This window comes from Bacillus sp. FSL M8-0071 (genome assembly GCF_037975455.1).
Lineage (GTDB): Bacteria > Bacillota > Bacilli > Bacillales > Bacillaceae > Bacillus > Bacillus subtilis.
Window position 1 is genome coordinate 1,059,441 of sequence record NZ_CP150256.1, and the last position, 26,663, is coordinate 1,086,103.

A 26,663-nucleotide genomic window follows, 5' to 3' on the forward strand; every position below is an offset into this window, starting at 1 on the left:
GGCGGTGACAGCTTTGCGAATTATATCTTTACATATCTACCAATACGGAAAATTTTCCAATCGGACCTTTGACTTTTCCGCCTCTCCTGTCCAAGTCATCTACGGATTAAATGAGGCAGGAAAAACGACGATGATGTCATTCATTGAAAGCATGCTGTTCGGTTTTCCGAAAACGAAAAAGTATGAACCGAAAACAGGCGGTGTCTACGGCGGTGTTCTTGAAGCTGAACATCCTGAGTATGGGGTGCTGAAGATCGAACGGACGAAAGGGACTGCCGAAAAACTAAGCGTGTACACAGAAAAGGGCGAAGTAAAGCAGGGAGATGTTTTAAAGCAGCTGTTCCAGGGCACAGACAGGTCGTTGTACAAAGCCATATATTCGTTCGACGTATTCGGGCTGCAGGAAATTCACGCCTTTAATCGGGACAAGATAGGGGAATTTTTGCTCTTTTCCAGCTTGTTTGGTGCTGAAGCCGTATCAAAGCTTGATTCAAGGCTGACGAAGGAAAGCGAAAGGCTCTATAAACCAAATGGGCGAAACCCTCAATTGAATCAGGAGCTGGAAACGCTTAAGCAGCTGGCAGTTAAGCTAAAACAGGCTGAAGCAGAGGAAGCGGGCTATCATCAGCTTCTCGAGGAAAAACGAACGCTTGAAGCCCGCCTTGCAGCCGCGGAAACCGAATTGAAAGAGACGGCGGGACATATCCGAATGATTGAGGGAGCGATTGAGCGAAAGCCGCTGCTAAATGAAAAAGCGACACTCGAACAGGTGATTGCAGAATTTCCGGAACACGCAGTACAATTTCCTGCTGACGGACTGCATCAGCTGGAAAAATATGAATCCCATCTTCACCCGAAATCAGCACAGCTTGAGGCGCTTCGGGTGAAGATGGCGGAGTTGGACAAACAGAGGCAAAAGCTTATCCCCGATAAAGAACTATTGGCGAAAGAAACGCTGATACAAGAGCTTTCGGCAGCGTTTCATATGTACCAATCCTGGGGAGAACAGCTGGCAGCCATTCAGGCACAGCTGCGCCAGACGTCTGCGCAGACAGCGGCAGGGCTGGAACAGCTCAATAAAACGGATGAAAATGAGCTCCTGAATATGAACACCTCATATGATTATGAATGGCAGCTTCAGCAAGCGGTGCAGCAATATGTACAGGCAAGAGACAGAAAACGGCAGCTTGACGAGACGTTTGAACTTGCCCGGCAAGAGCTGGAAGACGCGGAAAAGGCCGTTCATGCCGCTTCGTCCGCGATTCTTGAAAACAGCCAAAGAAAAGATAAAGAAGCAGCTCTTAGAGCATATGATGAAACACAGGGGCAGCACCAAGAGCAAGCGAAGCTCAGAGAACAGCTAACGTTTTTTGAAAGACAGCAGGCTAAACAGAAAAAGACTGTCATTGCAGCTGGTATGTTGTTCATCGTTCTCTTTTCTCTGCTGCAGCAATGGATTCCCGCCATAAGTTTCGGCGCTGCACTTATTGTGTATTGGCTTGTATCAGGAAAACCGTCTTTTCGAAACAGCCGAGAGACAAGACAGCCCATGACGGATATTTCACCAGCAGAAGCTGAAATGCTTAGAGGAGCGTTATGGGAGGATGACCGCAATAAGCAGCACCTTCTCACACAGCGTGCAGCGCTTCAGCAAAAAGAGGCGGCGTATGAAAGGGTCATCCAGCAGTTTGAACAGTGGGAAGCCGAAATGGCGCCGTCCTTTACACAGGTTGAGCGTTTTATGAATGAGCTCGGATTTAAGGAAGATCCATCATTTTTGCTTGATGCATACAGCTTAATGAAGGATGTTAAAAAAGAAGTGAAGAAAAAGCATGAGCTGACCATAGAAGCAGGCAGGCTGAAAAAGCACCGGAGAACATTCGAAGAACGCGTCAGTATGCTTCTTCCCGTGAATCAGAGTCAGGATATCTCCATTTCGGACGCCCTTCACACATTGCGGAAAAACATTGAACGTGAAAAAGAAATTGAGAAGCAAAAAAAGGAAATTGAAACAGATATTCATTATACAAAGGAACAGATGCTTGAACTTGAGCAAGAAATACAGTATTTCCACGCACAGATTGAACAGTTATTTGCCGCGGCTGCTGCAAAAGACAGAGATGCGTTTTTTGCCATAGCCGACATCAGCAGGCAATTGAAGGATACGGAGAACAAGCTTCATCACGTAAACGCACAGCTTCAAGGCGGGTACCCGGAGGAACTTGAACTGGCGGATTCCAATACGCTTTCTGAATTGAAAGATAAGCAATTTGTTGAGAATGAAAGAAAAGAGCGGCTGACTGAGGAGATCGAGCAGCTCCGCAGCCAAATCGCACTGCTCTCAGTCAAACAGGAACAATTAGAGGCTTCGGGAATGGTCTCAGACCTCAAGCTTCAAACCGAAATGCAAAAAGAACGTGTGAAAGAAACGGCTAAAAAATGGGCCTCCATACAAATGGTCAAACAGGTGATCAGAAACAAATTGGAGCGGCATAAAAAAATCGAGCTTCCGCGCCTTCTGGAGACGGCAGGAGAATTTTTCCGCCCTCTGACTGACGGAAACTACCAAACCATTTATTTTTCCGAAACGGATGATTCGATCATGGTTATGCATCGCGATGGCACTGTCTATCATGCGGAAGAGCTGTCACAAGGGACGTGTGAACAGCTGTATACAGCGATCCGCTTTGCTTTGGCCGTTACGCGCCAGGGTGAGTCAAAGCTTCCGTTCCAGCTTGACGACAGTTTTGTTCATTTTGATCAGGAAAGGCTGAAACGTGTATTACATGTTCTGTATGATTTATCTGAAGGCGGTAGGCAGATTTTGTATTTTACATGCCATGAGCACGTAAAAGATGCATTTCATAACAGCCAAATCATCCATTTGGTGTCATAAAAGAGGTTCTATAGCTGAAAATCGGTATGTGATATACTGGTATTATGTAAGATACGGAGGGAGCTTTAATAGAATGGCTAAAGGGATTATGCTACATGAGGTTGGCGAACAGGTGGACCAGTATCTATTGATTAAATCCTCGACGAAAGGGATTGCAAGCAATGGAAAACCGTTTCTGACGCTGATGCTGCAAGACCAATCAGGCGATATTGAAGCGAAGCTGTGGGATGCCAAGCAAAGTGATGAAGTGACCTATGCGCCGCAGACGATTGTCAAGGTCGTCGGCGATGTTCACCATTATCGCGGACGCACCCAGCTGAAGCTAAGAAATATCAGACCGGTAAGCGAGCAAGAAAACGTCAATATTGATGATTTTTTAGAAACCGCGCCGATTCCGAAAAATGAAATGATGGATACCATCACTCAATATATATTTGAAATGAAAAATCCGAATATCCAGCGAATCACAAGGTTTTTGGTTAAAAAACACGAAGCTGAGTTTATGGATTATCCGGCGGCTACGAAAAACCACCATGAGTTTGTCTCAGGTTTGGCGTATCATGTTGTCTCTATGCTGAACCTGGCGAAAGCAATAGCAGATTTATATCCGTCTCTTGATCGTGATCTGCTTTACGCCGGTGTTATCCTGCATGATCTTGGAAAAGTGAAGGAGCTGTCCGGCCCTGTTTCCACTTCATATACGGTTGAAGGCAATTTGCTCGGCCATATTTCCATCATGGTGACAGAGCTTTCAAAAGCGGCTGAGGAGCTTCAAATCGATTCTGAAGAGGTGTTAATTCTTCAGCACTTGATTTTGAGTCACCACGGCAAAGCAGAATGGGGCAGCCCGAAACCGCCGATGGTGAAAGAAGCGGAAATTCTTCACTATATAGACAATCTGGATGCAAAAATGAATATGATGGACAGAGCGCTTGAGCGCGTGAAGCCGGGCGAGTATACTGAACGTGTATTTGCACTGGAAAACCGTTCCTTTTATAAACCGACATTTCATAAATAACTTAAAAAGGACTGATGCTGACATATTCAGCTCAGTCCTTTTTGATGCGTCTTTCCCGCACATAACTCGTCTCATTCCCGCATATGGTTAAGAATAAAGAATCTATGCAAAGGGGGAGGAGCCCGTGTTATTTTTTCCGTGGTGGGTGTATCTTTGTATTGTAGGGATCATTTTCAGCGCATATAAACTTGTGGCGGCAGCCAAAGAGGAAGAAAAAGTAGACCAGGCTTTTATTGAAAAAGAAGGGCAGATTTATATGGAGAGGATGGAAAAGGAGCGAGAACGCCGCAGTTCTCAGCAGCATGAAGAAGAAAATCAAAACCATTCCATCGCATAAAAAAGCTGTGCGGCTCAATGAGCCGCACAGCTTTTTTTATTATTTAGAATTGCTTGAAGATGAAGAAGTGCTGTTGCTTGTTGAAGATGTATTAAATGTGTCTTTCAGATCTTTATCTTTTACTTCGATGTCAGCCTTCTTCATGACTTTTTGAACAGCTTCCTGAACAGCTGCGTTGTCATTTAATTTTTGTTCAAGCACTTCAGATTTCAGTTCTTTTTTCATATCATCATATTTGCCGCGTTCTTCTGTCTTTTTAATGATATGGTAGCCGTATTGCGTTTTGACAGGATCACTGACTTCACCTGTTTTTAATTTGAATGCAGCTTTGCTGAATGTTTCGTCCATTTGGCCTTCTTTTGAGAACCAGCCAAGATCCCCGCCTTTTGAAGCAGAGCTGTCTGTTGAGTATTCTTTCGCAAGGTCTTCAAACTTCTCGCCTTTTTTCAGCTTTTTCTCTACTTCTTCAGCTGTCTTTTTATCAGCAACAAGGATGTGGCTTGCACGGATTTTGCCTTTTAAGCCTTCCCAGTACTCTTTGATATCGGCGTCTGTTACTTTGATGTTATCTTTAGCCGCTTTTTGTGTCAGCAATTCATATTTTACTTGCTCTTTCAGGTAATCTTTGCCATATTGCTTTTCGAGGGCAGTATATTGATCGCCAAGCTGCGTTTTGTATTCTTTCAGCTTGTTGTCAATTTCTTTATCCGAAACTTTATACTTCTTGTCCAATACTTTTTCTTGCACTAGCTGTGTCAGTACGCTTGCGCCAGCTGTTTTCTTCATGTTTGTGTAAAGCTCGCCTTTTGTGACATCGCCTGCGTCTGTTTTTGCGATGACTTCTTTGTCGCCGCTGCTGCAAGCACTGAGAGCGAGGATGCTTGTAGCAGTGATAGCTGCTATTGCGATTTTCTTCATTGTTTTCAAACACTCCTAATCATTCCAAATTAAATTACCTATGCGTATCATAACATATTGTGGCTTTCTGTAAAAAGATTTTAAATTAAGGGCATTCGTCTAGTCAAACTTTTGCTGATGACATACTTATATATTGATCAAGAAAAGGAGGTATGTAACATGAGCGGAGGATACTCTAACGGATTCGCGTTGCTCGTAGTACTGTTCATTTTGCTTATCATCGTAGGTGCAGCTTACATCTACTAAGCAGCCCGAGGATCGCTTGCAACATAAGCGATCCTTTATTTTCACTAGCGCCTAATCGTTTCAAACATGAATTGCATAACATGTAATTGGTAAATAAAGCTTATTACAGGAGGTGCTTTTTAAGATGGGTGAAGTATTTGCAGGCGGATTCGCTTTATTGGTTGTGTTATTTATTTTATTGATTATCATCGGCGCTTCTTGGCTGTACTAATCAACATAAAAAAGCATAGCTGCTTAATCAGCAGCTATGCTTTCTTTCGTATTTACACTGTAAAGGAGATCTCCACAAACGAAGAGATCAGTAAAATTAATATAGATACATTAATAAATCGGAATACCTTATCTTGCCGCTCTTCAGGAATCTCTCTGACAAGGCATAATGTATTGGTGAGCCTGTTTATGAAATATAAAATAAACACGGCAGCCACGATAAAATAGAATAAAATGATGGGAGATTCCCCCTCTCTCTGAACTGTCCCATATTACATTACCAAATATTTATTAAAAAAGATAGAATGCAAATTGAAAAATCGCCACCAGCACCAGGGTTTGACTACTTTTCAACAAGAATATCCAAGCCGTCAGCTTCCTGATCAATAAAAGCGGTTTTCGGTGCTTTTATCAGCTTGAGAGCCAGCAGGAAATCAGGCAGACAGTAGCCGGCGTGAATGCCCGAGATCATGCAAAAATAATGAGCGTGATTCGGAAATGCCAGTGCTGCGTAAAACAATACCGGTGTAATCAGCAAGAACGGGCTGACGAGTGAAATCAGCATTGTTGTTTTTGGTATACGTTTCCATGTGCGCATGCGCAATATGTAAAACTTTTTTTCTATTTTTCTTTTTTTGCAGATGATTGGCAGGACATGGATGACTTTATGTACAAATAAAATAACGACGAGCAAACCGCCGAATAAAGATACATATTCATCGCTTAAGCTTGTGCCAGGCCGCAGCAGCTCAAAAGCTAAAAAGGTAGATATAAAAACCAAAATCATAAAACATACAGCAGTTAATATTATGCGAACGGCGCCATAATCCTTCATGAGATTTATGGTCTTCCAGCAATTCATCAAAGTCATCCTTCCATACATCTTGAATAGAATCTCAAAATAATTTACTCCTCCCAAGAGAAAAAATCAATGCTTTTTTAAGAAAAAATATCATCCGGCAGGTATTTTTTTGAAACAAGCAAACAAACTGCGAAATATGGGGTTAGAACTTTCTTCTCAGTGAATTATCAGCTAAAATAAGATTAAAGATAGAAAGAAGTGGTGTGGATGGATTCGATGGATCATCGCATTGAGCGATTAGAATATTACATACAATTATTAGTGAAAACAGTAGATATGGACAGGTACCCCTTCTATGCGCTTCTCATTGACAAAGGGCTGAGCAAGGAAGAAGGGGAAGCGGTTATGAGGATATGCGATGAATTGTCGGAAGAGCTGGCAACACAAAAAGCGCAAGGATTTGTAACCTTTGATAAGCTCCTTGCGCTTTTTGCCGGACAGCTGAATGAAAAATTAGATGTTCATGAAACGATTTTTGCCCTGTATGAGCAGGGGCTTTATCAAGAGCTGATGGAAGTCTTTATCGACATCATGAAGCATTTTGATTAACTGTTTACAGGTTCAAGCTCTTCAGCCGGTTCATCCGCCGCACTGTCCTTTGCTTTTTTCTTCAGTTTTCCGTTTACGCTTTCAAAGTCATTGTCAATATTGGTGAGTGACGTTTCGAAAATTTCCATAAAATCATCGCCGTAGATATGGCGTATCATACACATCATTTCTGCCACTTCAGGAAATTTTCCGAATAAATGATACAAAGGCTGTGACCCTTTAAAAACAGCGTTGCGTGTCGGATCAAATTCCTCAAGCAAGCTCCAGAATACCTCGGTACCTTCCTCAGTCAATTGGACATATGTGTTCCGTTTATCATTCAGCCGTTTGGAGAACCTTAAATATCCCCGTTCTTCCAGCTTTTTTGAAAAGTTGAATGCGGTTGATACGTGCATGACCCCGAACTTCGCGATTTCAGAAATGGAAGCTCCATTCAATTGATACGCAATCCATAAAATATGATGCTCATTAATATTCAGGTCATACGGTTTGAGCCATTGCTGCCAATCCTTCTCGATCGATTTCCAAAGAGCTTTGCTAAGCTGAGCCATTTTCTGGGTGAAAACCAGAGCTTCTTTCACATCATAGGGCGGTTCCACTCGATTCATTACGTCACCTGCTTCTCTTTTTCTTTTTCTCTATTATGCCAATAAAATAAAGATTAATAAAGATGAAAATGTAAGAATTTTTTAATAAATTCACAAACCATTGCGGCGGAAGGGTTTTTCGGCCAAAAAAAAATACGGGTCCAATTTTGGCCCGCATTTTTTTCTTTTGAATAGGATATTAGTTTTGTAAGGTTTTCTCCAGCTGTCTGATTTTCTCTTCGATATCGGCAATTTCTTTTTGCAGATCCTGCTGGTGAGGCTTGATCTCTTCCTGCCATTTTTTAATTGACGTTTGGAGCTCGCCGCCCACGTCTTTAATAACATCCGTGCTTTCTTTTGCCGCTTTGATCAGCTGGTCTTTTAATGCAAGCCCGTCTGACTTTAAGCGTTTGATTGTTTCTTCAAAAGAATCATAATTGGTTTTCATTTTTTCACGCAGCTGCTTTCCTGAGGAAGGTGCAGTAAGAAGAACCGCTGCTCCTCCGATGATGCCGCCTACGAATAGTCCTGTTAATAGAGAACGTCCGCTCGCCATTACAATCACCCCGTCTTTTTCTTCAAAATAGGATTCATTCAGCATTTTTCATTTTTGTTGAAAGCCTGAACTTCTATACATAGCTTGCTTTATTTTAGCATATTTTTTAAGTGAAAAGGAGGGAGAAGGTTGTCTGTCTTTTTGATTGTATTATCCTGCATCACCCTTGCCTTCGCTTCAGGCGCTGTTTACTATATCAAACTTCTCAGCCAGGCTGCTTCTTATCCGCCCAAGAGGGTTATCCGGCAGAAAGCGCTTGTTTGTTCAACCGGAACCGCCTTTACACTATGTCTTATCTTTTTCACAAAACTCCTCGCTTAAAACATGCTGACATGCTGCGGGCGCTCTGTTCAAAAAAACCTCTCCCGGAAGCGGAAGAGGTTTTGTGTGACAATTATTTAGCAGCTTCCATAAAGCTTGAACGCCTTAAAATGGTTTGCACAATCGGATAAATAATGATCATTGAGATTGTATTCAGCACAGCGGCCGGCAGAACAACAGCCGCAAACAATGCGGCGAAACCGCCCGGCAAACCGACGATCAATAAAGCCGACGATAGAAACACAATTCCCGATAAGATGGTCCCGATCACTGTCAGCACAGCGGCTGCACCTGTTTTTCGGCTCTTTCTGAACAAGAGAAACAGGGAGAAGAACAGAAACGCTGATACGGGTTTATCAATGATGTTAGGGATCTGTCCGGCTGGAAACGCGGTTGTAAGTGCGGAAATGATTCCGGTCACGATCCCGATGACGAGTACATTTTGCACCCGCGGGAACAGCAGAATGCCCATGAACATCATGATTAGCATCATATCTGGTTTCATGCCGCCTAAAAAGGGCGGAATAATGGAATGAAGCGCTGCGCCGATTGCGGCAAACAGAGCCATAATGACTAACTCTTTTGTTTTCATAACTATGCTCTCCTCTGCTAAGCTTTTGCCCTCCAATAATATGCTCATCATTTATTGCGAAGGCTTTACAGAATGTGTTATGCAAACAGTATACCAAACGAACGGTTTGCATAGCCAGACTTTTTACTCATTTTCCTGCTGGAATTTCTTCATGAACGCAGCTAATTTTTCACAGTCTTCGAGAGAGACCGCGTTATAAATAGAAGCGCGGCAGCCTCCCACCGAACGGTGTCCGCCAAGGCCGATCATCTTCGCATCTTTTGCTTTCTGGACGAATGTTTTCGTTAATTCGTCATCCCGAAGCGTGAAGGTGACATTCATGCGTGAGCGGCTGTCTTTTCTGGCATGTCCTTTATAGAAGCCGTTGCTTTCATCAATACAGCTGTAGAGAACCTGCGCTTTTTGTTCATTGCGCTGTTCAGCAGCTTCCACACCGCCGTTTTCCTTGAGCCACTCCAGAACAAGGCTCAGCATATAAATCGCAAATGTCGGCGGAGTGTTGTAGAGTGAATCCGCTTTGACATGCGTGGAATATTTCAGGATTTTTGGGACGTTCGCATTTTCATTTTTCAGCCAGCTTTTTTTCATGATGACTACAGTCACGCCGGAAGGGCCGAGGTTCTTTTGGGCGCCTCCGTAGATCACATCAAATTTGGACACATCGATTTTTCTGCTCAAAATATCGCTGGACATGTCGGCTACGAGCGGAATTGGAGAATTCGGAAACTCCTGCCACTGAGTGCCGAAAATTGTATTGTTGGATGTGATATGTAAATATGCGCCGTCTTTTACATCCGTAAGGTCAACCTCTGGAATATAGCTGTAATTGTCTGTTTCACTTGTAGCGGTGATAGACGTGTTCCCGAACAATTTCGTTTCTGCCAGTGCTTTTTCAGACCAAGCGCCTGTCATGACAAAATGTGCGGTTTTTTCAGGTGTTAAAAAGTTCATCGGAAGCATTGAGAATTGAAGGCTTGCCCCGCCTTGAAGAAACAAGATATCGTAATCTTCCGGAATGCCCATCAGTTCGATTAAGAGGCTTTTCGCTTTTTGGTGCACCGCTTCATACTCTTTGCTGCGGTGGGAAAGCTCCATAACAGACATGCCGGATTCGTTAAAATCAATAAATTCTTTCTGTGCTTTTTGCAGAACTTCCAGTGGCAGCGCTGCAGGACCTGCGTTAAAATTCGTTGTACGTTCCATTATGATCTCTCCCTGTTTTCCACGTTAATGTATAAAATAATACAATTATCCTATCACAAAAATTCAGTTTTTTGATAAAAAATTAGAATTATCAAAAGAAATTGACGGATGTTTGCGAAATGTTCACAAAATAAAATAACCTCATCTTATGATGAGGCCAGGCGTTTTGCGATAGAGGAAGAGATGTTCTGCAGATCCTCCGGTTTATAATCATCAGCATGCGTTTTCCAAACCGCTCCGAATCCATCTCCTTTTCCGTAGCGAGGGATAATATGCATATGGTAGTGGAACACAGATTGTCCAGCTTTTTCGCCGTTATTGTTCAGCGTATTTAAGCCGATCGGTTCAAATTCATCCCGGATAGCGCGGGCGATTTTCGGGACAGCATGGAAATATTGTTTTGCTAATTCATCTGTAAATTCATATACATTCTCAATATGTGTTTTCGGAATGACAAGCGTATGGCCTTTTGTCACTTGGCTGATATCAAGAAAGGCAAGTACATGTTCATCTTCATACACCTTCGCGGATGGAATGTCGCCGGCGATAATTTTACAAAAGATACAATTTTCTGCACAATGCATGAGGGTTCCTCCTTATGAAATTGTTTAGTATGTATACACTCATCGTACCACAGAAATGCAGAAAATAGAAAACAGGATGAACGGCGAGCGTTCACCCTGAATGCAGAGGAAGAGCTTATATGAAGAAAATGTGTTATGCCTTTGGTAAGCACCTCATTTGTCAATAAAATGAAGACTTGTTTAATGCCTAACGATTCCTGCGATAAACACCTCATTTGACAATTTGCTTCATACATGAAGAATTCATCAATTCAGTGAAGAGAAATGGTTTGAGCATTGGACATGTTTATTTTCTATCCAACTGTTTCTAAGACGTCTTTGACAAACACCTCATTTTTCAGTTGATATGCTTTTCCTCTACAACTATTATGATGTCCAGAACCCTGTCTCTTTATGACAGCAAATTCATCATTTGTTAAAAGGGAATTGTTTCAAATCAGGCCTTGTTTTTGGTACTATGAAGAAAAACACTATAAGGGGAGAAACTATGTCTCTGCTATCGGTAAAAGACTTGACCGGCGGATATACAAGGAATCCGGTTTTAAAAAACGTATCATTCACCCTTGAACCGAATCAAATTGTCGGATTAATCGGGCTGAATGGTGCTGGTAAAAGTACAACAATCAGACACATCATCGGGCTGATGGACCCGCATAAAGGTTCAATCGAATTAAACGGTAAAACGTTTGCTGAGGATCCGGAAGGCTACCGTTCACAATTTACCTATATACCTGAAACACCTGTTTTATACGAAGAATTGACGCTGATGGAGCATCTTGAACTAACAGCCATGGCATATGGACTGTCAAAAGAAACGATGGAGAAAAGGCTGCCTCCGCTACTAAAGGAATTCCGAATGGAAAAGAGGCTGAAGTGGTTCCCGGCCCATTTTTCTAAAGGAATGAAGCAGAAGGTTATGATTATGTGCGCATTTTTGGCAGAGCCTGCGCTCTACATTATTGATGAGCCTTTTCTAGGGCTTGATCCGCTTGCCATTAACGCGCTGCTTGAACGGATGAATGAAGCGAAAAAAGGCGGGGCGAGCGTGCTGATGTCAACACACATTTTGGCAACGGCAGAACGCTATTGCGATTCGTTTATTATTTTACATAACGGCGAGGTGCGGGCGCGCGGCACGCTGTCAGAGCTCAGAGAGCAGTTTGGAATGAAGGACGCGGCGCTGGACGATTTGTATCTTGAGCTTACAAAGGAAGACGCTGGCCATGAATAATATGCTTGATATTTGGCAGTCGCGGCTGCAGGAGCATATCAAAGAAACAAGAACATACATGAAATATATGCTCAATGATCACCTCGTCATTGTTTTGATTTTTTTTCTAGCGGGCGCTGCAAGCTGGTACAGCAAATGGATACGGGACATTCCCGCTCACTTTCCATCCTTTTGGGTGATGGCCGTGCTGTTTTCGCTCGTGTTGACAAGCTCTTATGTGCGAACGCTTTTGAAGGAGGCTGACCTTGTTTTCTTATTGCCTCTTGAAGCAAAAATGGAGCCTTACTTGAAGCAGGCGTTTGTCTACAGCTATGTGTCTCAGCTGTTTCCGCTTATTGCGCTGAGCATCGTTGCGATGCCGCTTTATTTCGCAGTCACACCGGGGGCTTCGCTCGTATCGTATGCCGCGGTCTTTGTCCAACTGTTGCTGCTGAAAGCGTGGAATCAGGTAATGGAATGGCGAACGACTTTCCAAAACGACCGCAGCATGAAACGGATGGACGTCATCATTCGCTTTGCGGCGAATACACTCGTTCTTTATTTTGTTTTCCAATCTGTTTATATGTATGCGCTTCTCGTCTATGTCATTATGGCTGTTCTTTATCTGTATATGTCTTCCGCAGCAAAACGGAAAACATTTAAATGGGAAAGCCATATTGAGTCCGAATTGAGACGAAAGCAGCGTTTCTATCGGATTGCCAACCTGTTTACTGATGTGCCGCATTTGCGAAAGCAAGCCAAACGCAGAGCTTATCTCGACTTTTTGCTGCGGCTTGTGCCGTTTGAACAGCGCAAAACATTTGCCTATATGTTCACCCGCGCCTTTTTGCGTTCGAGTGATTATTTGGGCATTCTTGTCAGATTAACGATCGTTTTCGCGCTGATCATTATGTATGTCTCAGCTAGCCCGTTGATTACAGCGGTTTTGACTGTGTTTGCCATTTTCATTACGGGCATTCAGCTTCTGCCGCTCTTCGGCCACTTTGACCATCTGGCGCTTCAAGAGCTGTACCCTGTGAAAAAAGAAACAAAGCTGAAAAGCTATTTCTCTCTATTAAAAACTGCACTTAGTATTCAAGCGCTGCTGATGTCTGTTGCATCTGCCTATGCAGCCGGCTTGACCGGTTTTCTGTACGCGCTGATCGGTTCTGCCGTTCTGATTTTTGTTGTTTTGCCTGCTTATATGACAACCAGGCTGAAAAAGCACGGAAAGCTGTGAACTGAAAAGAGGTAATCAAATGACAGATAATCAGCTGCTGATGCAGGAAGCTTTGGAATGGAAAATGCATTTTTTGCGAAAGGATTCCATGTTTGAACGCTTTTCGAAGCGTGTCCAGACGAAGGTGAATGAACGGATTCCTGAGAAAATCCATACGGTCGTCACCGAGAGTGTGAGAAAAATGGTAGAAGCGACAATGGCCGGCTCCAATATCATCACTTATAAAAAGGATACAAGTGCACTGTCGCTCAGTGAAAAAAATGAATTGGCGAAAAAAACGATTGTTTCTTATCAGAAAGTGGCAGCTGCTGAGGGAGTCGGCACCGGAGCGGGCGGCATTTTTTTAGGCATTGCTGATTTTCCGCTGCTGCTTTCAATTAAGATGAAGTGTTTATTTACCTTGTCTTCCATTTACGGCTTTGATGTGAAGGATGCACAAGAAAGAATGTTCTTGCTGCTCGTGTTTCAGCTTGCGTTTTCGAGTGATGATGGCCGTAAATCGCTTTTTTCTGTCATCGAAAATTGGGAGACGGAGAAAAAGAGCATCGACTGGAGAGTGTTCCAGCAGGAATATCGCGATTATATCGACGTCGTGAAGCTTTTTCAGCTTTTGCCGGGAATAGGAGCGGCAGTCGGCGGAATTGCCAATTATAAGCTGCTTGCTCAGCTTGGAGAAACGGCAAGACATGTTTTTCATCTGAGGATATTAAAGGAAACAGCCGGAGAATAAACACTCCGGCTGTTTTTTTATAGCTGATGATAGGTGATCGCAGCGCCGGCAAGGACCTTGGCCGCTGTCAGCATGGCTTTTTCGTTGATATCAAATTTCGGATGGTGGTGGGAATAAACTCGATCTGGCTGTTCGGGAGCGGCACCTGTAAAGAAAAAAGTGCCTTTCACGTTTTGTAAGTAATAAGCAAAATCCTCGCCGCCCATTTGCGGTTCACCGTCAATGACCTGCTGAACGCCCTCGGTATTCTTTGCGGTGCTCACCAAGTGGCTCGTTTCGGCAGGATGGTTCACAACCGCCGGATAACCCTGTTCATAGGTGTACTCATAGGACGCGCCGTGCATGCTGCATATTCCTTTTACAACCGCTTCAATTTCTTTCTCCAGAATGTCCCGGACATTTTCATCAAAAGAACGCGCTGTGCCGATGAGTACTGCTTGGTCTGCGATGACATTAAACGGATTGTCTGCGATGAAGGAGCCTGTCGAAATGACGGCGGATTGAATCGGATTGACTTTGCGGCTGACAATGTGCTGCAAAGAGGTAACGATTTGAGAACCGATTAGGACGGCGTCTTTAGTATCATGCGGATGAGCGCCGTGGCCGCCCTTTCCGAAGACTTTAATCGTAAATCGGTCTGCCGCCGCCATTACGGCACCGGGGCGGCAAAGAATGGTTCCGAGCGGCTCAGTTGCCCAAAGATGAGTGCCGAATATCACATCCGCGTTTTCGAGACAGCCGTCATCAATCATTGGCTTTGCGCCTCCCGGATAATATTCTTCTGCATGCTGGTGGATCATCACAAAAGTTCCCTTCAGTTCATGTCTGTTTTGGTGAAGGACCTTGGCCACTGCGAGAAGAGCTGCGGTGTGGCCGTCGTGGCCGCATGCATGCATGACACCAGGCACTTTGGAGGCGTAAGGGACATCTTTTTCATCTTGAATGGGGAGAGCGTCAAAGTCGGCCCTCAAAGCGACTGTAGGGCCGGGTTCGCTTCCTTCTATATATGCTAAAACCCCTCTGCCGCCAACGTTTGTGCGGATTGGGACTCCTAACGATTCATAATAGGAAGCAATAAATACGGCGGTTTTTTCTTCTTGAAATGAGAGCTCAGGATACATATGAAAATGGCGCCTGATCTCAACCATTTCTTCAAAACAGCCGTCGAGCTGTTTGTTTATCTCTTTCTGCAGTGTGGATATGGACAAAGCCGCTTCCCCCTTTTCTATGCTTTTCCATGATTGTATAGAAAAAGTCTGAATATTTCAACTCATGCTGTTTTAAAGCATCATCACAGCTGCGAGGGTTGTCACCAAAAGGCCAATCGCGACGGGAATGAAGTTTTTTCTGGCAAGCTCAAAAGGATCAACTTTGCAAATGGCCGCGGCGGGAATCAACGCCCATGGGACCAGTGTTCCTCCGCCCACCCAGATGGCAGAGATTTGTCCGAGCGCGGTCAGAATAGCGGGATCGGCATGGAGAGCGGACGAAAAGAGCTTTGCGATGGAGCCGGCGAGAGAAATGCCAGAAAATCCTGAGCCGTCAAGGCCTGTTATGGCTCCAGCGGCAGTTAATGCAGTGGCGGCAAGCTCCTTTGACATAGGCATCATATGGGATAAAGCAATGCCAAGATCGTTGACAATGCCGTGGGAACCTTTAGGGAGTGAAGTGCCCAGTATGCTTTCATAGCCTGAGTCGCCAAGATAAAAGAAAGCGGCAATCGGGATGACGGGGCCGAAAACCTTAAAACCGAACTTAAATCCGTCAATAAAATAGCCGGTGATTTTTTCAAGCCCTTTATGCTTATACACGAAAAAATGAACGGTAAAGAGGATACAAATTGCAGACCCGCCAATTAACGCGGTTGCATCATTTCCTTGCAGGTTAAACAAGAGCATGCAGGCGATATCTGCAAGAAAGGCAAGCGGAATCAAAAAAGCCAGTATGGACCGCAGGCGTTTTGGCAAGTACAGCGAGTTGTCTTGTTCGCCGGAAAGAACGGGGGAAAAAGAAGCGGGATGCTCCTGTTTTTTGCGTTCGCGCTGAATCATGATAAAGGCAGCAGTTGTTGTTGTCACACCCATAATCAGCACAAGCGGAATACTGGCCGAGACGACATCACCGACTGGAATGCCTGCTGCATCCGCAGTCAGCTTTGGCGCCGCCTGAATGACAAAGTCTCCTGACAGGGCAAAACCGTGTCCGAATAAGTTCATGGCCATGGCCGCGGCAAGAGGCGTCAAACCGGCACGTGCGGCTGCGGGGAGCAGGACGGCGCCGATCAAAGCGACACCCGGAGAAGGCCAGAAGAATAGAGAAATGGCGAACATCAGGCCTCCAATCAGCCAATAGGCAGTCACAGGCCCTCTCACAAGGCTTGCAAAGGGAGAAATCATCGCTTCATTTATCCCTGTTTTTGTTAACAAATCACTCATTGAAACGATAAAGCAAATGATGAAAATCGTGGGCAGCAGTTCGCCGGCCGCATAGATAAAGCTGTGGAATAAACTGCTGACAGAAGCTGAAAGTGAATGGCTGGCCCATAGCGATATGATAAAAATGCCGAATAGAGAAATAAATGTCGTGTCTTTTCTCAGCAGCATAAATAGGATAATTGCACCGATAAAAAACACATACAGAACATGGACAGACAAAATCCCGACTTCCATCATCGATCACTCCTTCCGCTTACAGATTATTCATAGGCGGGCGGAAGGTGCCGGGACAGAGGGGAGGGTTATGATGGAAGATGAACATTGATCTGTTTCAGCTGCTCAATCAGATGATGCCTTAATACTCTATTCGCTTTTTGCAGATGTTTTGGGAAGCATTCAGGAGAAAAAATGACGCACCCTTCAGCAAGCCAGTTTTTTCTATAGGCGATGATGCTTTCCGATGGCTCTAAATATGAATCATCCTCGTGCTGCATCTCGTAATCATCAAATCCGAACTGAAAACCGCAGCACGGGCAGATTTCATGAGAATGATTGCCTTCATGATCATATGGCGGTTCAGCCAATCCCTTAAACCCGCAGACTCTGGGCAAGTATGCTTCATTTTGCTTTCCTCCCAATAAAATAAGCTGCCGGACATGCCGGCAGCTATTCGACAGCGAAATATGTGGTGACATAGGAAGGCCGGGAGAAGATCGACGTTGTGTCAATTCCGGCAGATGTATCGCGTTTTTTGTGGGCTTCTTTGTAAGAACCGGACTGCTGCCAGTCTTGAAAGGCGCTTTCCGTTTCCCACAAGGTCAGAATGACATAGGTGTCACTGTCGATCGGACGGAGCACTCGAATTGCTTCAAAGCCAGGCTCGTTTTCGACTTTTCCCGCTCTGTTTTTAAATCTGTTTTCAAACAGCGGACGCCCTTCCTGAGTGACGGCAATATTGTTCAATACTGCAAAACCGGGATGTTTGATCTCTCCGACTTGGTCAATGACTTCATAAGCGTGTGGTGCCTGGAAAACGGTATCTCCGTTTGTTTCATGAATCAAAATGGCGTTTTCCTGCCCCTGCATCAAAAGGATATTTTCTGAGGGATGCTTCTGTACGATCGTTTTTAAAAAATCGGCTGTCCCATATGTAATATAAACCTTCATATCAGCCACCTCCTGCTTGCTAGTATATCAAAACAATGGTATAAGTTTCTATTGGCGAGTGCTTCGAACATAATTCCAAACAATTTTTCCCATACTACCTTTAGAAAGGCGAGGTGAGTTCATGTTTAAGATAAAGAAAAAGAAACTTTTTATACCTATCATTATTTTAGTGTTAACTGCTTTTCTCGCTTTAATAGGATATATTTCAATTATTTTTCTCGGCCATTATGTCATAGATGAAAAGAAGCTGATACTTCATGCCTCTTCAAAAATTGTTGATCAAAACGGAGATGAGGTTGCAAGCCTGTATACAGAAAATCGCGAGCCGGTCTCGATCAATGAGATTCCAAAGCAGGTCAGAGAAGCGTTTATCGCTGTTGAGGATAAAAGGTTCTATGAGCATCACGGCATTGATGCAAAATCTGTCGGAAGAGCAGTGTACCGCGATATATTAGCAGGCGGAAAGGTGGAAGGCGGAAGCACGATCACCCAGCAGCTTGCCAAAAATATTTTTCTGACACATGACAAAACGTTTCTAAGAAAAACAAAAGAAGTGATCATTGCGATCAATCTTGAACGGGATTACAGCAAGGATAAGCTGCTTGAAATGTATTTAAACCAGCTTTACTTCGGACATGGGGTTTACGGCATACAAGCGGCGTCCCACTATTATTTTAATAAAGAAGTAAAAGATTTGACTGTATCTGAAGGCGCTGTTTTGGCCGCTATTCCGAAGGCGCCTTCTACGTACTCTCCAATTTTGCACCCTGATAAAAATAAGGAGCGGCGTGATACAATTCTAGGCATGATGAATGAACAAGGCTATATTAGTGCGAAAGAGGCTGTCACCGCACAGGGCCGAACGCTTGGACTGCACGTGAAGAAACAGTCGGAAACACCTTGGTTTGACAGCTACATTGACCTTGTGATTAAAGAGGCGGAAGACAAGTATTCCATTTCCGGAGAGCAGCTTCTTCAAGGCGGATACACGATCAAGGTGCCGCTCGATTCGAAGCTGCAGAAGACGGCTTACCAGGTAATGAAAGAGGGAAGCTATTATCCCGGAACAGATCAGAATGCCGAGGGAAGCGCGGTATTTATTAATAACAAGACAGGCGGTGTAGAAGCGGCCATCGGCGGAAGGGATTACACATCCAAAGGATATAACCGTGTCACAGCTGTCCGCCAGCCGGGTTCCACATTTAAGCCGCTTGCTGTATACGGACCGGCGATGCAGGAAAAGAAATTTAAGCCATATTCTCTATTGAAGGATGAGTTGCAGTTCTACGGAGATTATACGCCGAAAAACTACGACAGCCGGTATGAGGGCGAAGTCACTATGTCTGACGCCATTACGTACAGCAAAAACGCGCCGGCTGTCTGGACGCTGAATGAGATCGGCGTTGAAACAGGAAAATCTTATTTGAAAGCAAACGGCATTGATATCCCTGATGAAGGCCTTGCTCTTGCTCTAGGCGGCTTGGAAAAAGGTGTTTCGCCGCTCCAGCTTGCCGGCGCGTTTCATACATTTGCCGCGAATGGAACGTATACTGAACCCTTCTTTATCTCGAGCATAATAGATGAAGACGGAGAAACAATAGCCGATCATAAAGAAGAAGGAAAGCGGGTTTTCAACAAGCAGACGTCTTGGAATATGACGAGAATGCTGCAGCAGGTAGTCAAAAAGGGAACGGCCACGTCCGGCACCTATCACGGCGACCTGGCGGGAAAAACAGGTTCAACATCTTATACAGGCGTCTCCGGCGCGACAAAGGACGCCTGGTTTGCAGGCTATACGCCGAAAATAACCGGGGCAGTCTGGATGGGCTATGACAAAACGGATCAAAACCATTATTTGAAAGCCGGGAGCTCATACCCGACGCGGCTGTTTAAGGATATTTTGACACAGGCAGGAGAAACCGGTCATGTGTTCACAAAGCCTAAAAACGTTAAAGACCTGGAAAGCCCGATTGAGCTGAAGCCGGTCAAAACACTCACAGCCGATTACACATTTAAAGCAGCGGGGCTCTTTACTATTGAATTAAAGTGGGACGCTCAAGAGGATGATCGGGCCGTATACAGAATTTATGTAAACAAGGACGGCGAGGAGACGCTTCTTGATTCGGTTGAAGGGAAGGGAAGCTATGAAATTCCTTATGCCAACTTATTTTCGGGCGCGTCTTATAAAATTGTGCCTTATAATACACAGACAAAAAGAGAAGGGGAAGGAACCGATTACGTTCAGCCAAAATTGTTTTCCTCTTAATGGAATTCGGCGATTTTTTGAACTTTGAGCTACATTTCTATACCATTTGCCTAAAACAAGGTATAGTGTAATAAGTCAAGAAATACGAACGTATGGTTGCCGTATGAAAGGTGGAAATCAGATGAGTAAACGAGAAACGTTTAACGAGACGTTTTTAAAAGCTGCGCGGGGAGAAAAAGCGGATCACACGCCTGTGTGGTATATGAGGCAAGCAGGGCGCTCACAGCCGGAATACCGCAAGCTGAAGGAAAAGTACGGATTGTTTGAGATCACACATCAGCCCGAACTTTGTGCGTATGTCACAAGACTGCCGGTTGAGCAATACGGAGTCGATGCTGCAATCCTTTATAAAGATATCATGACGCCGCTGCCGTCAATCGGTGTGGATGTTGAAATCAAAAACGGGATCGGTCCTGTGATTGATCAGCCAATCCGGTCTCTGGCGGACATTGAAAAACTCGGCCAGATTGATCCGGAACAGGACGTGCCGTACGTGCTTGAGACGATTAAACTGCTTGTCAATGAGCAGCTGAACGTCCCGCTCATCGGTTTCTCAGGTGCGCCTTTTACGCTTGCAAGCTATATGATCGAAGGCGGCCCGTCGAAAAACTACAATAAAACAAAAGCCTTCATGTACAGCATGCCAGATGCATGGAATCTGCTGATGTCCAAGCTTGCCGACATGATCATCGTGTACGTGAAAGCGCAGATTAAGGCAGGCGCAAAAGCGATTCAAATCTTTGATTCGTGGGTCGGCGCATTGAATCAGGCAGATTACAGAACATACATCAAACCCGTGATGAACCGGATCTTTTCAGAGCTCGCAAAGGAGAATGTGCCGCTGATCATGTTTGGCGTTGGCGCAAGCCATCTTGCAGGTGATTGGCATGACCTTCCTCTTGATGTTGTCGGGCTTGACTGGAGACTCGGCATTGATGAAGCCAGATCAAAAGGAATTACTAAAACAGTGCAGGGCAACCTGGACCCGTCCATTTTGCTTGCGCCATGGGAAGTCATTGAGCAGAAAACGAAGGAAATACTTGATCAGGGTATGGAGTCAGACGGCTTCATTTTCAATCTTGGCCATGGGGTATTTCCTGATGTCAGTCCAGAGGTTTTGAAAAAACTGACAGCATTTGTCCATGAATATTCACAAAACAAAAAAATGGGTCAATATTCCTAAGCATATCTTTTGGTATCTTAATGATATCCTGTCAAAATGTTTGTATCAGATCATTAAAGAGGGTGTAAACAGTGAGTAGAAAGAAAATGGGGCTTCTCGTGATGGCGTACGGCACGCCTTATAAGGAAGAAGATATTGAACGTTATTATACACATATCAGAAGAGGCAGAAAGCCTGAACCTGAAATGCTTCAAGATTTGAAAGACAGATACGAAGCGATTGGCGGCATTTCACCGCTTGCCAAAATCACAGAAGAGCAGGCGCATAATCTGGAACAGCACTTGAATGAAATTCAGGATGAGATTACGTTTAAAGCGTATATCGGACTGAAGCATATCGAGCCGTTTATTGAAGACGCCGTAGCAGAGATGCATAAGGATGGCATTACAGAAGCAGTCAGCATCGTGCTGGCGCCGCATTTCTCCACGTTCAGCGTTCAGTCCTACAACAAACGCGCCAAAGAAGAGGCTGAAAAACTCGGCGGCTTAACGATTACGTCAGTTGAAAGCTGGTACGATGAACCGAAGTTCGTGACATATTGGGTTGACCGAGTGAAGGAAACATATGCGTCAATGCCTGAGGATGAAAGAGAAAACGCGATGCTCATCGTATCCGCACACAGCCTGCCGGAAAAAATCAAAGAATTTGGAGACCCGTATCCGGACCAGCTGCATGAATCGGCGAAATTGATTGCTGAAGGCGCAGGCGTTTCCGAATATGCTGTCGGCTGGCAAAGTGAAGGGAACACGCCTGATCCTTGGCTCGGACCCGATGTTCAGGATTTAACACGTGATTTATTCGAACAAAAAGGCTATCAAGCATTTGTATATGTTCCTGTTGGATTTGTCGCGGATCACTTAGAAGTGCTTTATGATAATGATTATGAATGCAAAGTGGTTACTGACGATATCGGCGCAAGCTATTACCGGCCGGAAATGCCAAATGCCAAGCCTGAATTTATTGATGCTTTGGCAACAGTCGTATTAAAAAAATTAGGACGTTAAAGAAGGCGATGAACATGAGTGACGGCAAAAAACATGTAGTCATCATCGGCGGCGGCATTACCGGTTTAGCCGCCGCCTTCTATATGGAAAAAGAAATCAAAGAAAAGAATCTGCCGCTTGAGCTGACACTTGTTGAGGCAAGTCCGAGAGTCGGCGGGAAAATCCAGACTGTCAAGAAAGACGGCTATATCATCGAAAGAGGGCCAGACTCATTTCTGGAACGAAAGAAAAGCGCCCCGCAGCTTGTTAAAGACTTAGGTCTTGAGCATTTGCTTGTCAACAATGCGACCGGGCAATCCTATGTGCTTGTAAACCGCACCCTGCATCCAATGCCGAAGGGCGCTGTAATGGGGATACCGACAAAAATTGCGCCGTTTGTTTCTACGGGTCTGTTTTCCTTGTCCGGGAAGGCGAGAGCTGCTATGGATTTCATCCTGCCTGCAAGCAAAACAAAGGATGATCAGTCATTGGGAGAATTCTTCCGCAGACGTGTCGGAGATGAAGTGGTCGAGAACTTAATCGAGCCGCTACTATCAGGGATCTACGCAGGCGACATTGACAAGCTCAGCCTGATGTCGACATTTCCGCAATTTTATCAGACGGAACAAAAGCATAGAAGCCTGATTCTCGGCATGAAAAAAACAAGGCCTCAAGGCTCAGGCCAGCAGCTGACGGCAAAAAAACAAGGGCAGTTCCAAACTCTGTCAACCGGTTTGCAGACCCTTGTAGAAGAGATCGAAAAGCAGTTAAAGCTGACGAAGGTGTATAAAGGCACAAAAGTGACCAAACTCAGCCATAGCGGCTCTTGCTATTCGCTCGAACTGGATAACGGCGTCACACTTGATGCTGATTCAGTAATTGTGACTGCTCCGCATAAAGCGGCTGCGGGAATGCTTTCTGAGCTTCCTGCCATTTCTCATTTGAAAAATATGCACTCCACATCCGTGGCAAACGTCGCTTTAGGTTTCCCTGAAGGCTCCGTCCAAATGGAGCATGAGGGCACGGGTTTTGTCATTTCAAGAAACAGTGACTTTGCGATCACAGCCTGTACGTGGACGAATAAAAAATGGCCGCACGCAGCGCCGGAAGGCAAAACGCTGCTTCGGGCATATGTCGGAAAAGCCGGAGACGAATCCATTGTCGATCTATCAGATAATGACATTATCAACATTGTGTTAGAAGACTTAAAGAAAGTCATGAACATAAACGGCGAGCCGGAAATGACATGTGTCACCCGATGGCATGAAAGCATGCCGCAGTACCATGTCGGCCATAAGCAGCGTATCAAGGAGCTGCGTGAAGCACTTGCATCTGCGTATCCGGGTGTTTATATGACAGGCGCTTCTTTCGAAGGTGTCGGCATTCCCGACTGCATTGATCAAGGAAAAGCTGCCGTGTCTGACGCGCTTACCTATTTATTCAGCTAAAACCTCCGCTTTATCGCGGAGGTTTTTTTGATGTGCAATGGCAATATTGTGTAAAAAAATGATTGAATTGAACGGCAGGTTATGATACATTTGCATATGTACTTAATGACTAAAATGTTCAAACGGTCAGTTTCGAGGTGAATACAATGTCAATAGATCGAAAAAAGCTCATTTTGGAGGCGGCTACAAAGTCTTTCACGCAGTTCGGGTATAAAGCGACGACAATGGATCTTGTCGCAAAACTTGCGAACGTGGGGAAGGGAACCATTTATACTTTTTTCAAAAACAAAGAAGAGCTGTTTGACGAGATTTTCACTACTTTATTAAAGGAAATGAAACAAAAAGCGGATGAAGCGATGGAGCCGAACCTTCCGTTCCATGAAAATGTGCACAGAGCGCTGTTTGCCATTCTGGAGTTCAGGAAAACACATCAGCTGACGATTAAAATTTTCCAAGAGAATGCCGAGATTGGTACAATGGCTGTTCAGGAAGTGATCCAGAAAATGGAGCGAGCCATACTGTCTTATATCAAAAGTAAGATTGAAGACGGGATCAAAAGCGGCGCAATCAAGCCGTGCGACCCTGAACTGACAGCCTTTGTGATGCTGAAGCTTTATATCGCGCTCATTTTTGACTGGGAAAAACAACACCCCCCGCTTGATAAAGAGACAATTGCGGGACTGCTTGAATTGTATGTTGTCAAAGGATTGTCAGCGAACTAGATAATCCTTTCTCTTTGCAAGAAAATGACCATTTTTCATGATGAGTCAGTTTTAGAATGGAGGCATCAGGATGAACACAATACGAAGTCAGTGGAAAGACATCGTAACAAGTAAAAAATTATTGATTCCCATCATCGCCATTTTGTTTGTCCCGCTTATTTACAGCGGCGTATTCTTAAAGGCTTATTGGGACCCGTACGGCACAGTTGACCAGCTGCCTGTCGTTGTCGTCAACCAAGACAAGGGAGCAACGTATGAAGGAGAAAAACTTCAAATCGGTGATGATCTGGTCAAAGAATTAAAGGATAATAACAACTTTGATTGGCATTTTTCCAATGATCTCGACCAATCGTTAAAGGACTTATTGAATCAAAAATATTATTTAGTTGTCGAGATTCCTGAGGATTTTTCTAAGAATGCCAGCACTGTATTAGACAAAAATCCGAAAAAATTGGATCTGAAATACCACACAAATGCAGGTTCTAACTATGTAGGGGCAACGATCGGCGAAAAAGCGATTGATAAACTGAAGGCCTCTGTTTCAAAAGAAGTGACCGAGCAATATACGAAAGTTATTTTTGATAACTTTAAAGATATCGCAAAAGGTTTGAGCGACGCGAGCAGCGGCGCGAAAAAAATTGATGACGGCACAAAGGATGCGAAAAACGGAAGCGCCCAGCTGAAAGAAAATCTGGCGAAGCTGAAGGAAAGCACCGCTACCATCAGTGACAAAACAGCGCAGCTTGCAGATGGAGCGGCTCAGGTGACGAGCGGCATCCAATCACTTGACAGCTCGCTTGGAAAATTCCAGGACAGCAGCAACCAGATTTATGATAAATCTAGTCAGCTTGCAGCAGGATCAGGCGAACTGACAAGCAAGATGAATGAACTTCTTGCTGGACTTCAAAATGTGCAGAAGGGTACGCCTAATCTTACTAACGGGCTGGATCAGCTCAACAGTAAAGCGCAAGAAGAGTCGGAAAAAGCAGCAAAAGCGGAAAAACTCATAAATGCGCTCGATTTAACGAAGCTTGAAACTGCTGTAAACAATCTGGAAAAATCAGAAACTGCGATGAAGGAATTTAAAAAACAGCTGTCTGACTTTGAAAACAGCTTAAAAAACCGTGATCAGGCATTCAAAAATCTCATCAATTCGAGTGATTTCTTAACAGCGGAGCAAAAAAGCCAGTTGATCAGCTCTGTTGAAAAGCAACTTCCGAAAGTTGATGCGCCTGATTTTGATGAAATTTTAAGTGGACTTCCTGCAGCTGATCAGTTGCCTGACATCGCAACGATAAAAAGCTCTCTTGAAGACGTGAAAGCGCAGGTGGCGCAGGTGAAAGCCATGCCGGAAGCTACATCTAAGCTTTATAACGGCGCAAAAACAATCCAAGATGCAATTGACAGATTAACTGAGGGAGCTGATAAGATATACAATGGTTCACAGAAGCTGACAGATGGCCAAACTAAACTGACAGCGGGTATCGGTGAATATAATAAGCAGTTCGCAAAAGCAAAAGCGGGCTCAGAGCAATTGGTGACAGGAAGCAGCCAAGTATCCGGCGGATTGTTTAAGCTGTTAGACGGGTCTAAACAGGTCCAAAGCGGATCATCAAAACTTGCAGACGGATCTGCATCACTTGATACAGGTTTAGGCAAGCTATTGGACGGCACAGGAGAGCTGTCTAGTAAGCTGAAGGATGCGGCTGATCAAACAGGAGATATCGATGCTGATGATCAAACATATGGCATGTTTGCGGATCCGGTTAAAACCAAAGATGATGCCATTCATTCCGTTCCTAACTATGGAACAGGGCTGACACCTTATATCCTGTCAATGGGCTTGTATGTCGGCGGCATCATGCTGACGGTTGTCTTCCCGCTGAAGGAAGCGTCAGGACGTCCGAGAAACGGTTTTGAGTGGTTCTTCAGCAAATTCAATGTCATGATGCTTGTAGGAATCATTCAATCATTGATTGTGGCGACGGTTCTTCTATTGGGAATTGGTCTCGAGGTAGAGAGCACGTGGAGATTTTACGTGTTTACAATCATTACGAGTCTCGCTTTCCTGGCGATGATTCAATTTTTGGCTACAACGATGGGCAACCCTGGACGTTTTATCGCAGTCATTATTTTAGTGCTGCAGCTGGGAGCGAGCGGAGGAACCTTCCCGCTTGAATTGCTCCCGAATTTCTATCAGGTCATCCATGGCGCATTGCCGATGACCTACAGCATTAACGGATTCAGAGCGGTCATTTCAAACGGTGACTTTGGCTACATGTGGCAGATGGCCGGCGTCTTAATCGGCATCGCCCTCGTCATGATTGCACTAAGCATTACTTACTTTACAATGTTAAGCCGAAAGGAAGAAACATCAGAAGAACAGCCGGCTTCATAAAG

27 protein-coding genes and 1 pseudogene are annotated in these 26,663 nt (G+C 44.5%); 16 read left to right on the forward strand and 12 right to left on the reverse strand.

Annotation, left to right across the window (positions count from 1 at the left end):
• The first annotated feature begins 4 nt into the window (after positions 1-4).
• From sbcE to yhaL, 3 genes are all read left to right on the forward strand, one after another.
• Positions 5-2,896, forward strand: a complete 2,892-nt coding sequence (gene sbcE, locus MKX71_RS05425; protein ID WP_339231823.1) for a DNA repair/recombination ATPase SbcE — start codon at positions 5-7, stop codon at positions 2,894-2,896.
• Between the two features lie 73 nt (positions 2,897-2,969).
• On the forward strand, positions 2,970-3,914 hold the full coding sequence (yhaM, locus tag MKX71_RS05430; protein WP_003245698.1) for a 3'-5' exoribonuclease YhaM: 945 nt from the start codon (positions 2,970-2,972) through the stop codon (positions 3,912-3,914).
• 124 nt (positions 3,915-4,038) lie between these two features.
• On the forward strand, positions 4,039-4,251 hold the full coding sequence (gene yhaL / locus MKX71_RS05435; RefSeq protein WP_003233252.1) for a sporulation protein YhaL: 213 nt from the start codon (positions 4,039-4,041) through the stop codon (positions 4,249-4,251).
• Between the two features lie 39 nt (positions 4,252-4,290).
• Here yhaL and prsA read toward each other — a convergent pair whose 3' ends face one another.
• Positions 4,291-5,169, reverse strand: coding sequence for a peptidylprolyl isomerase PrsA (prsA, locus tag MKX71_RS05440; RefSeq protein ID WP_339231825.1), 879 nt, complete (start codon positions 5,167-5,169; stop codon positions 4,291-4,293).
• A gap of 159 nt (positions 5,170-5,328) precedes the next feature.
• Here prsA and yhzE1 point away from each other — a divergent pair, with 159 nt between their 5' ends.
• Positions 5,329-5,415: a sporulation protein YhzE1 gene (yhzE1, locus tag MKX71_RS05445; protein WP_003327753.1), complete on the forward strand. Its 87-nt coding sequence runs from the start codon at positions 5,329-5,331 to the stop codon at positions 5,413-5,415.
• 124 nt (positions 5,416-5,539) lie between these two features.
• The gene (yhzE2, locus tag MKX71_RS05450) at positions 5,540-5,626 is read left to right on the forward strand and encodes a sporulation protein YhzE2 (RefSeq protein WP_003155248.1); all 87 of its coding nucleotides are present in this window, start codon (positions 5,540-5,542) and stop codon (positions 5,624-5,626) included.
• 52 nt (positions 5,627-5,678) lie between these two features.
• Here the strand turns inward: yhzE2 and MKX71_RS05455 are convergent, their stop codons facing one another.
• Positions 5,679-5,861, reverse strand: coding sequence for a hypothetical protein (locus MKX71_RS05455; RefSeq protein ID WP_024571667.1), 183 nt, complete (start codon positions 5,859-5,861; stop codon positions 5,679-5,681).
• Between the two features lie 107 nt (positions 5,862-5,968).
• Positions 5,969-6,487 (reverse strand): DUF3267 domain-containing protein, encoded by a 519-nt coding sequence (locus MKX71_RS05460; RefSeq protein WP_003245590.1) that lies wholly within the window; start codon positions 6,485-6,487, stop codon positions 5,969-5,971.
• A gap of 207 nt (positions 6,488-6,694) precedes the next feature.
• Here MKX71_RS05460 and MKX71_RS05465 point away from each other — a divergent pair, with 207 nt between their 5' ends.
• The gene (locus MKX71_RS05465) at positions 6,695-7,036 is read left to right on the forward strand and encodes a YhaI family protein (RefSeq protein WP_009966921.1); all 342 of its coding nucleotides are present in this window, start codon (positions 6,695-6,697) and stop codon (positions 7,034-7,036) included.
• On the opposite strand, the gene MKX71_RS05470 is transcribed toward MKX71_RS05465, so the two are convergent.
• Together MKX71_RS05470 and MKX71_RS05475 are read right to left on the reverse strand one after the other, a co-directional pair.
• A complete protein-coding gene (locus MKX71_RS05470) occupies positions 7,033-7,644 on the reverse strand; it encodes an HTH-type transcriptional regulator Hpr (RefSeq protein WP_003239501.1) in 612 nt (203 codons plus the stop codon). The genes MKX71_RS05465 and MKX71_RS05470 overlap by 4 nt on opposite strands.
• A gap of 178 nt (positions 7,645-7,822) precedes the next feature.
• Positions 7,823-8,179 (reverse strand): YtxH domain-containing protein, encoded by a 357-nt coding sequence (locus MKX71_RS05475; RefSeq protein WP_003245875.1) that lies wholly within the window; start codon positions 8,177-8,179, stop codon positions 7,823-7,825.
• A gap of 129 nt (positions 8,180-8,308) precedes the next feature.
• Between MKX71_RS05475 and MKX71_RS05480 the strand changes: the two genes are divergently transcribed.
• Entirely contained in the window at positions 8,309-8,500 is a 192-nt protein-coding gene (locus MKX71_RS05480; RefSeq protein ID WP_003233238.1) for a hypothetical protein, read from the forward strand.
• A gap of 73 nt (positions 8,501-8,573) precedes the next feature.
• On the opposite strand, the gene trpP is transcribed toward MKX71_RS05480, so the two are convergent.
• From trpP to MKX71_RS05495, 3 genes are all read right to left on the reverse strand, one after another.
• Positions 8,574-9,092: a tryptophan transporter TrpP gene (gene trpP, locus MKX71_RS05485; RefSeq protein ID WP_003233236.1), complete on the reverse strand. Its 519-nt coding sequence runs from the start codon at positions 9,090-9,092 to the stop codon at positions 8,574-8,576.
• 123 nt (positions 9,093-9,215) lie between these two features.
• The gene (gene serC / locus MKX71_RS05490) at positions 9,216-10,295 is read right to left on the reverse strand and encodes a 3-phosphoserine/phosphohydroxythreonine transaminase (protein ID WP_116315417.1); all 1,080 of its coding nucleotides are present in this window, start codon (positions 10,293-10,295) and stop codon (positions 9,216-9,218) included.
• A gap of 146 nt (positions 10,296-10,441) precedes the next feature.
• Positions 10,442-10,879, reverse strand: coding sequence for an HIT family protein (locus MKX71_RS05495; RefSeq protein WP_003233231.1), 438 nt, complete (start codon positions 10,877-10,879; stop codon positions 10,442-10,444).
• Positions 10,880-11,366: 487 nt separating this feature from the next.
• On the opposite strand from MKX71_RS05495, the gene ecsA reads away from it, so the two are divergent.
• Genes ecsA through MKX71_RS05510 form a run of 3 tightly spaced genes read left to right on the forward strand, consistent with a single transcriptional unit; the run spans position 11,367 to position 14,059 of the window.
• The gene (ecsA, locus tag MKX71_RS05500; protein WP_003233230.1) at positions 11,367-12,110 is read left to right on the forward strand and encodes an ABC transporter ATP-binding protein EcsA; all 744 of its coding nucleotides are present in this window, start codon (positions 11,367-11,369) and stop codon (positions 12,108-12,110) included.
• A complete protein-coding gene (ecsB, locus tag MKX71_RS05505; RefSeq protein WP_041052751.1) occupies positions 12,103-13,329 on the forward strand; it encodes an ABC transporter permease EcsB in 1,227 nt (408 codons plus the stop codon). Before ecsA ends, ecsB begins: the two co-directional genes overlap by 8 nt.
• Positions 13,330-13,348: 19 nt before the next feature.
• Complete coding sequence (locus tag MKX71_RS05510) at positions 13,349-14,059, forward strand: EcsC family protein (protein ID WP_017695368.1); 711 nt, start codon at positions 13,349-13,351, stop codon at positions 14,057-14,059.
• Between the two features lie 17 nt (positions 14,060-14,076).
• On the opposite strand, the gene sndC is transcribed toward MKX71_RS05510, so the two are convergent.
• The 4 genes and pseudogenes from sndC to hmoB all read right to left on the reverse strand — a co-directional run bounded on the left by sndC (position 14,077) and on the right by hmoB (position 17,661).
• Positions 14,077-15,267: an N-acetyl amino acid acetylase SndC gene (gene sndC, locus MKX71_RS05515; protein ID WP_339231827.1), complete on the reverse strand. Its 1,191-nt coding sequence runs from the start codon at positions 15,265-15,267 to the stop codon at positions 14,077-14,079.
• 72 nt (positions 15,268-15,339) lie between these two features.
• On the reverse strand, positions 15,340-16,731 hold the full coding sequence (locus MKX71_RS05520) for a hypothetical protein (RefSeq protein ID WP_212060127.1): 1,392 nt from the start codon (positions 16,729-16,731) through the stop codon (positions 15,340-15,342).
• Between the two features lie 65 nt (positions 16,732-16,796).
• Positions 16,797-17,116 (reverse strand): annotated as a pseudogene (locus MKX71_RS05525) (hypothetical protein).
• Positions 17,117-17,160: 44 nt separating this feature from the next.
• A complete protein-coding gene (gene hmoB / locus MKX71_RS05530) occupies positions 17,161-17,661 on the reverse strand; it encodes a heme-degrading oxygenase HmoB (protein WP_032721261.1) in 501 nt (166 codons plus the stop codon).
• Between the two features lie 121 nt (positions 17,662-17,782).
• On the opposite strand from hmoB, the gene MKX71_RS05535 reads away from it, so the two are divergent.
• The 6 genes from MKX71_RS05535 to MKX71_RS05560 all read left to right on the forward strand — a co-directional run bounded on the left by MKX71_RS05535 (position 17,783) and on the right by MKX71_RS05560 (position 26,661).
• Positions 17,783-19,927: a transglycosylase domain-containing protein gene (locus tag MKX71_RS05535; RefSeq protein ID WP_339231828.1), complete on the forward strand. Its 2,145-nt coding sequence runs from the start codon at positions 17,783-17,785 to the stop codon at positions 19,925-19,927.
• Positions 19,928-20,048: 121 nt separating this feature from the next.
• Entirely contained in the window at positions 20,049-21,110 is a 1,062-nt protein-coding gene (gene hemE / locus MKX71_RS05540; protein WP_017695362.1) for a uroporphyrinogen decarboxylase, read from the forward strand.
• Positions 21,111-21,181: 71 nt separating this feature from the next.
• On the forward strand, positions 21,182-22,114 hold the full coding sequence (gene hemH / locus MKX71_RS05545) for a ferrochelatase (RefSeq protein ID WP_014663414.1): 933 nt from the start codon (positions 21,182-21,184) through the stop codon (positions 22,112-22,114).
• Positions 22,115-22,128: 14 nt separating this feature from the next.
• Positions 22,129-23,541 carry a protoporphyrinogen oxidase gene (hemY, locus tag MKX71_RS05550; protein WP_003245394.1) on the forward strand — a complete coding sequence of 471 codons (1,413 nt, stop codon included), beginning with the start codon at positions 22,129-22,131 and terminating at the stop codon, positions 23,539-23,541.
• A 146-nt stretch (positions 23,542-23,687) separates the two neighbouring features.
• On the forward strand, positions 23,688-24,263 hold the full coding sequence (locus MKX71_RS05555) for a TetR/AcrR family transcriptional regulator (RefSeq protein WP_014479348.1): 576 nt from the start codon (positions 23,688-23,690) through the stop codon (positions 24,261-24,263).
• 70 nt (positions 24,264-24,333) lie between these two features.
• The gene (locus MKX71_RS05560; protein WP_339231829.1) at positions 24,334-26,661 is read left to right on the forward strand and encodes a YhgE/Pip domain-containing protein; all 2,328 of its coding nucleotides are present in this window, start codon (positions 24,334-24,336) and stop codon (positions 26,659-26,661) included.
• Positions 26,662-26,663: the final 2 nt, after the last annotated feature.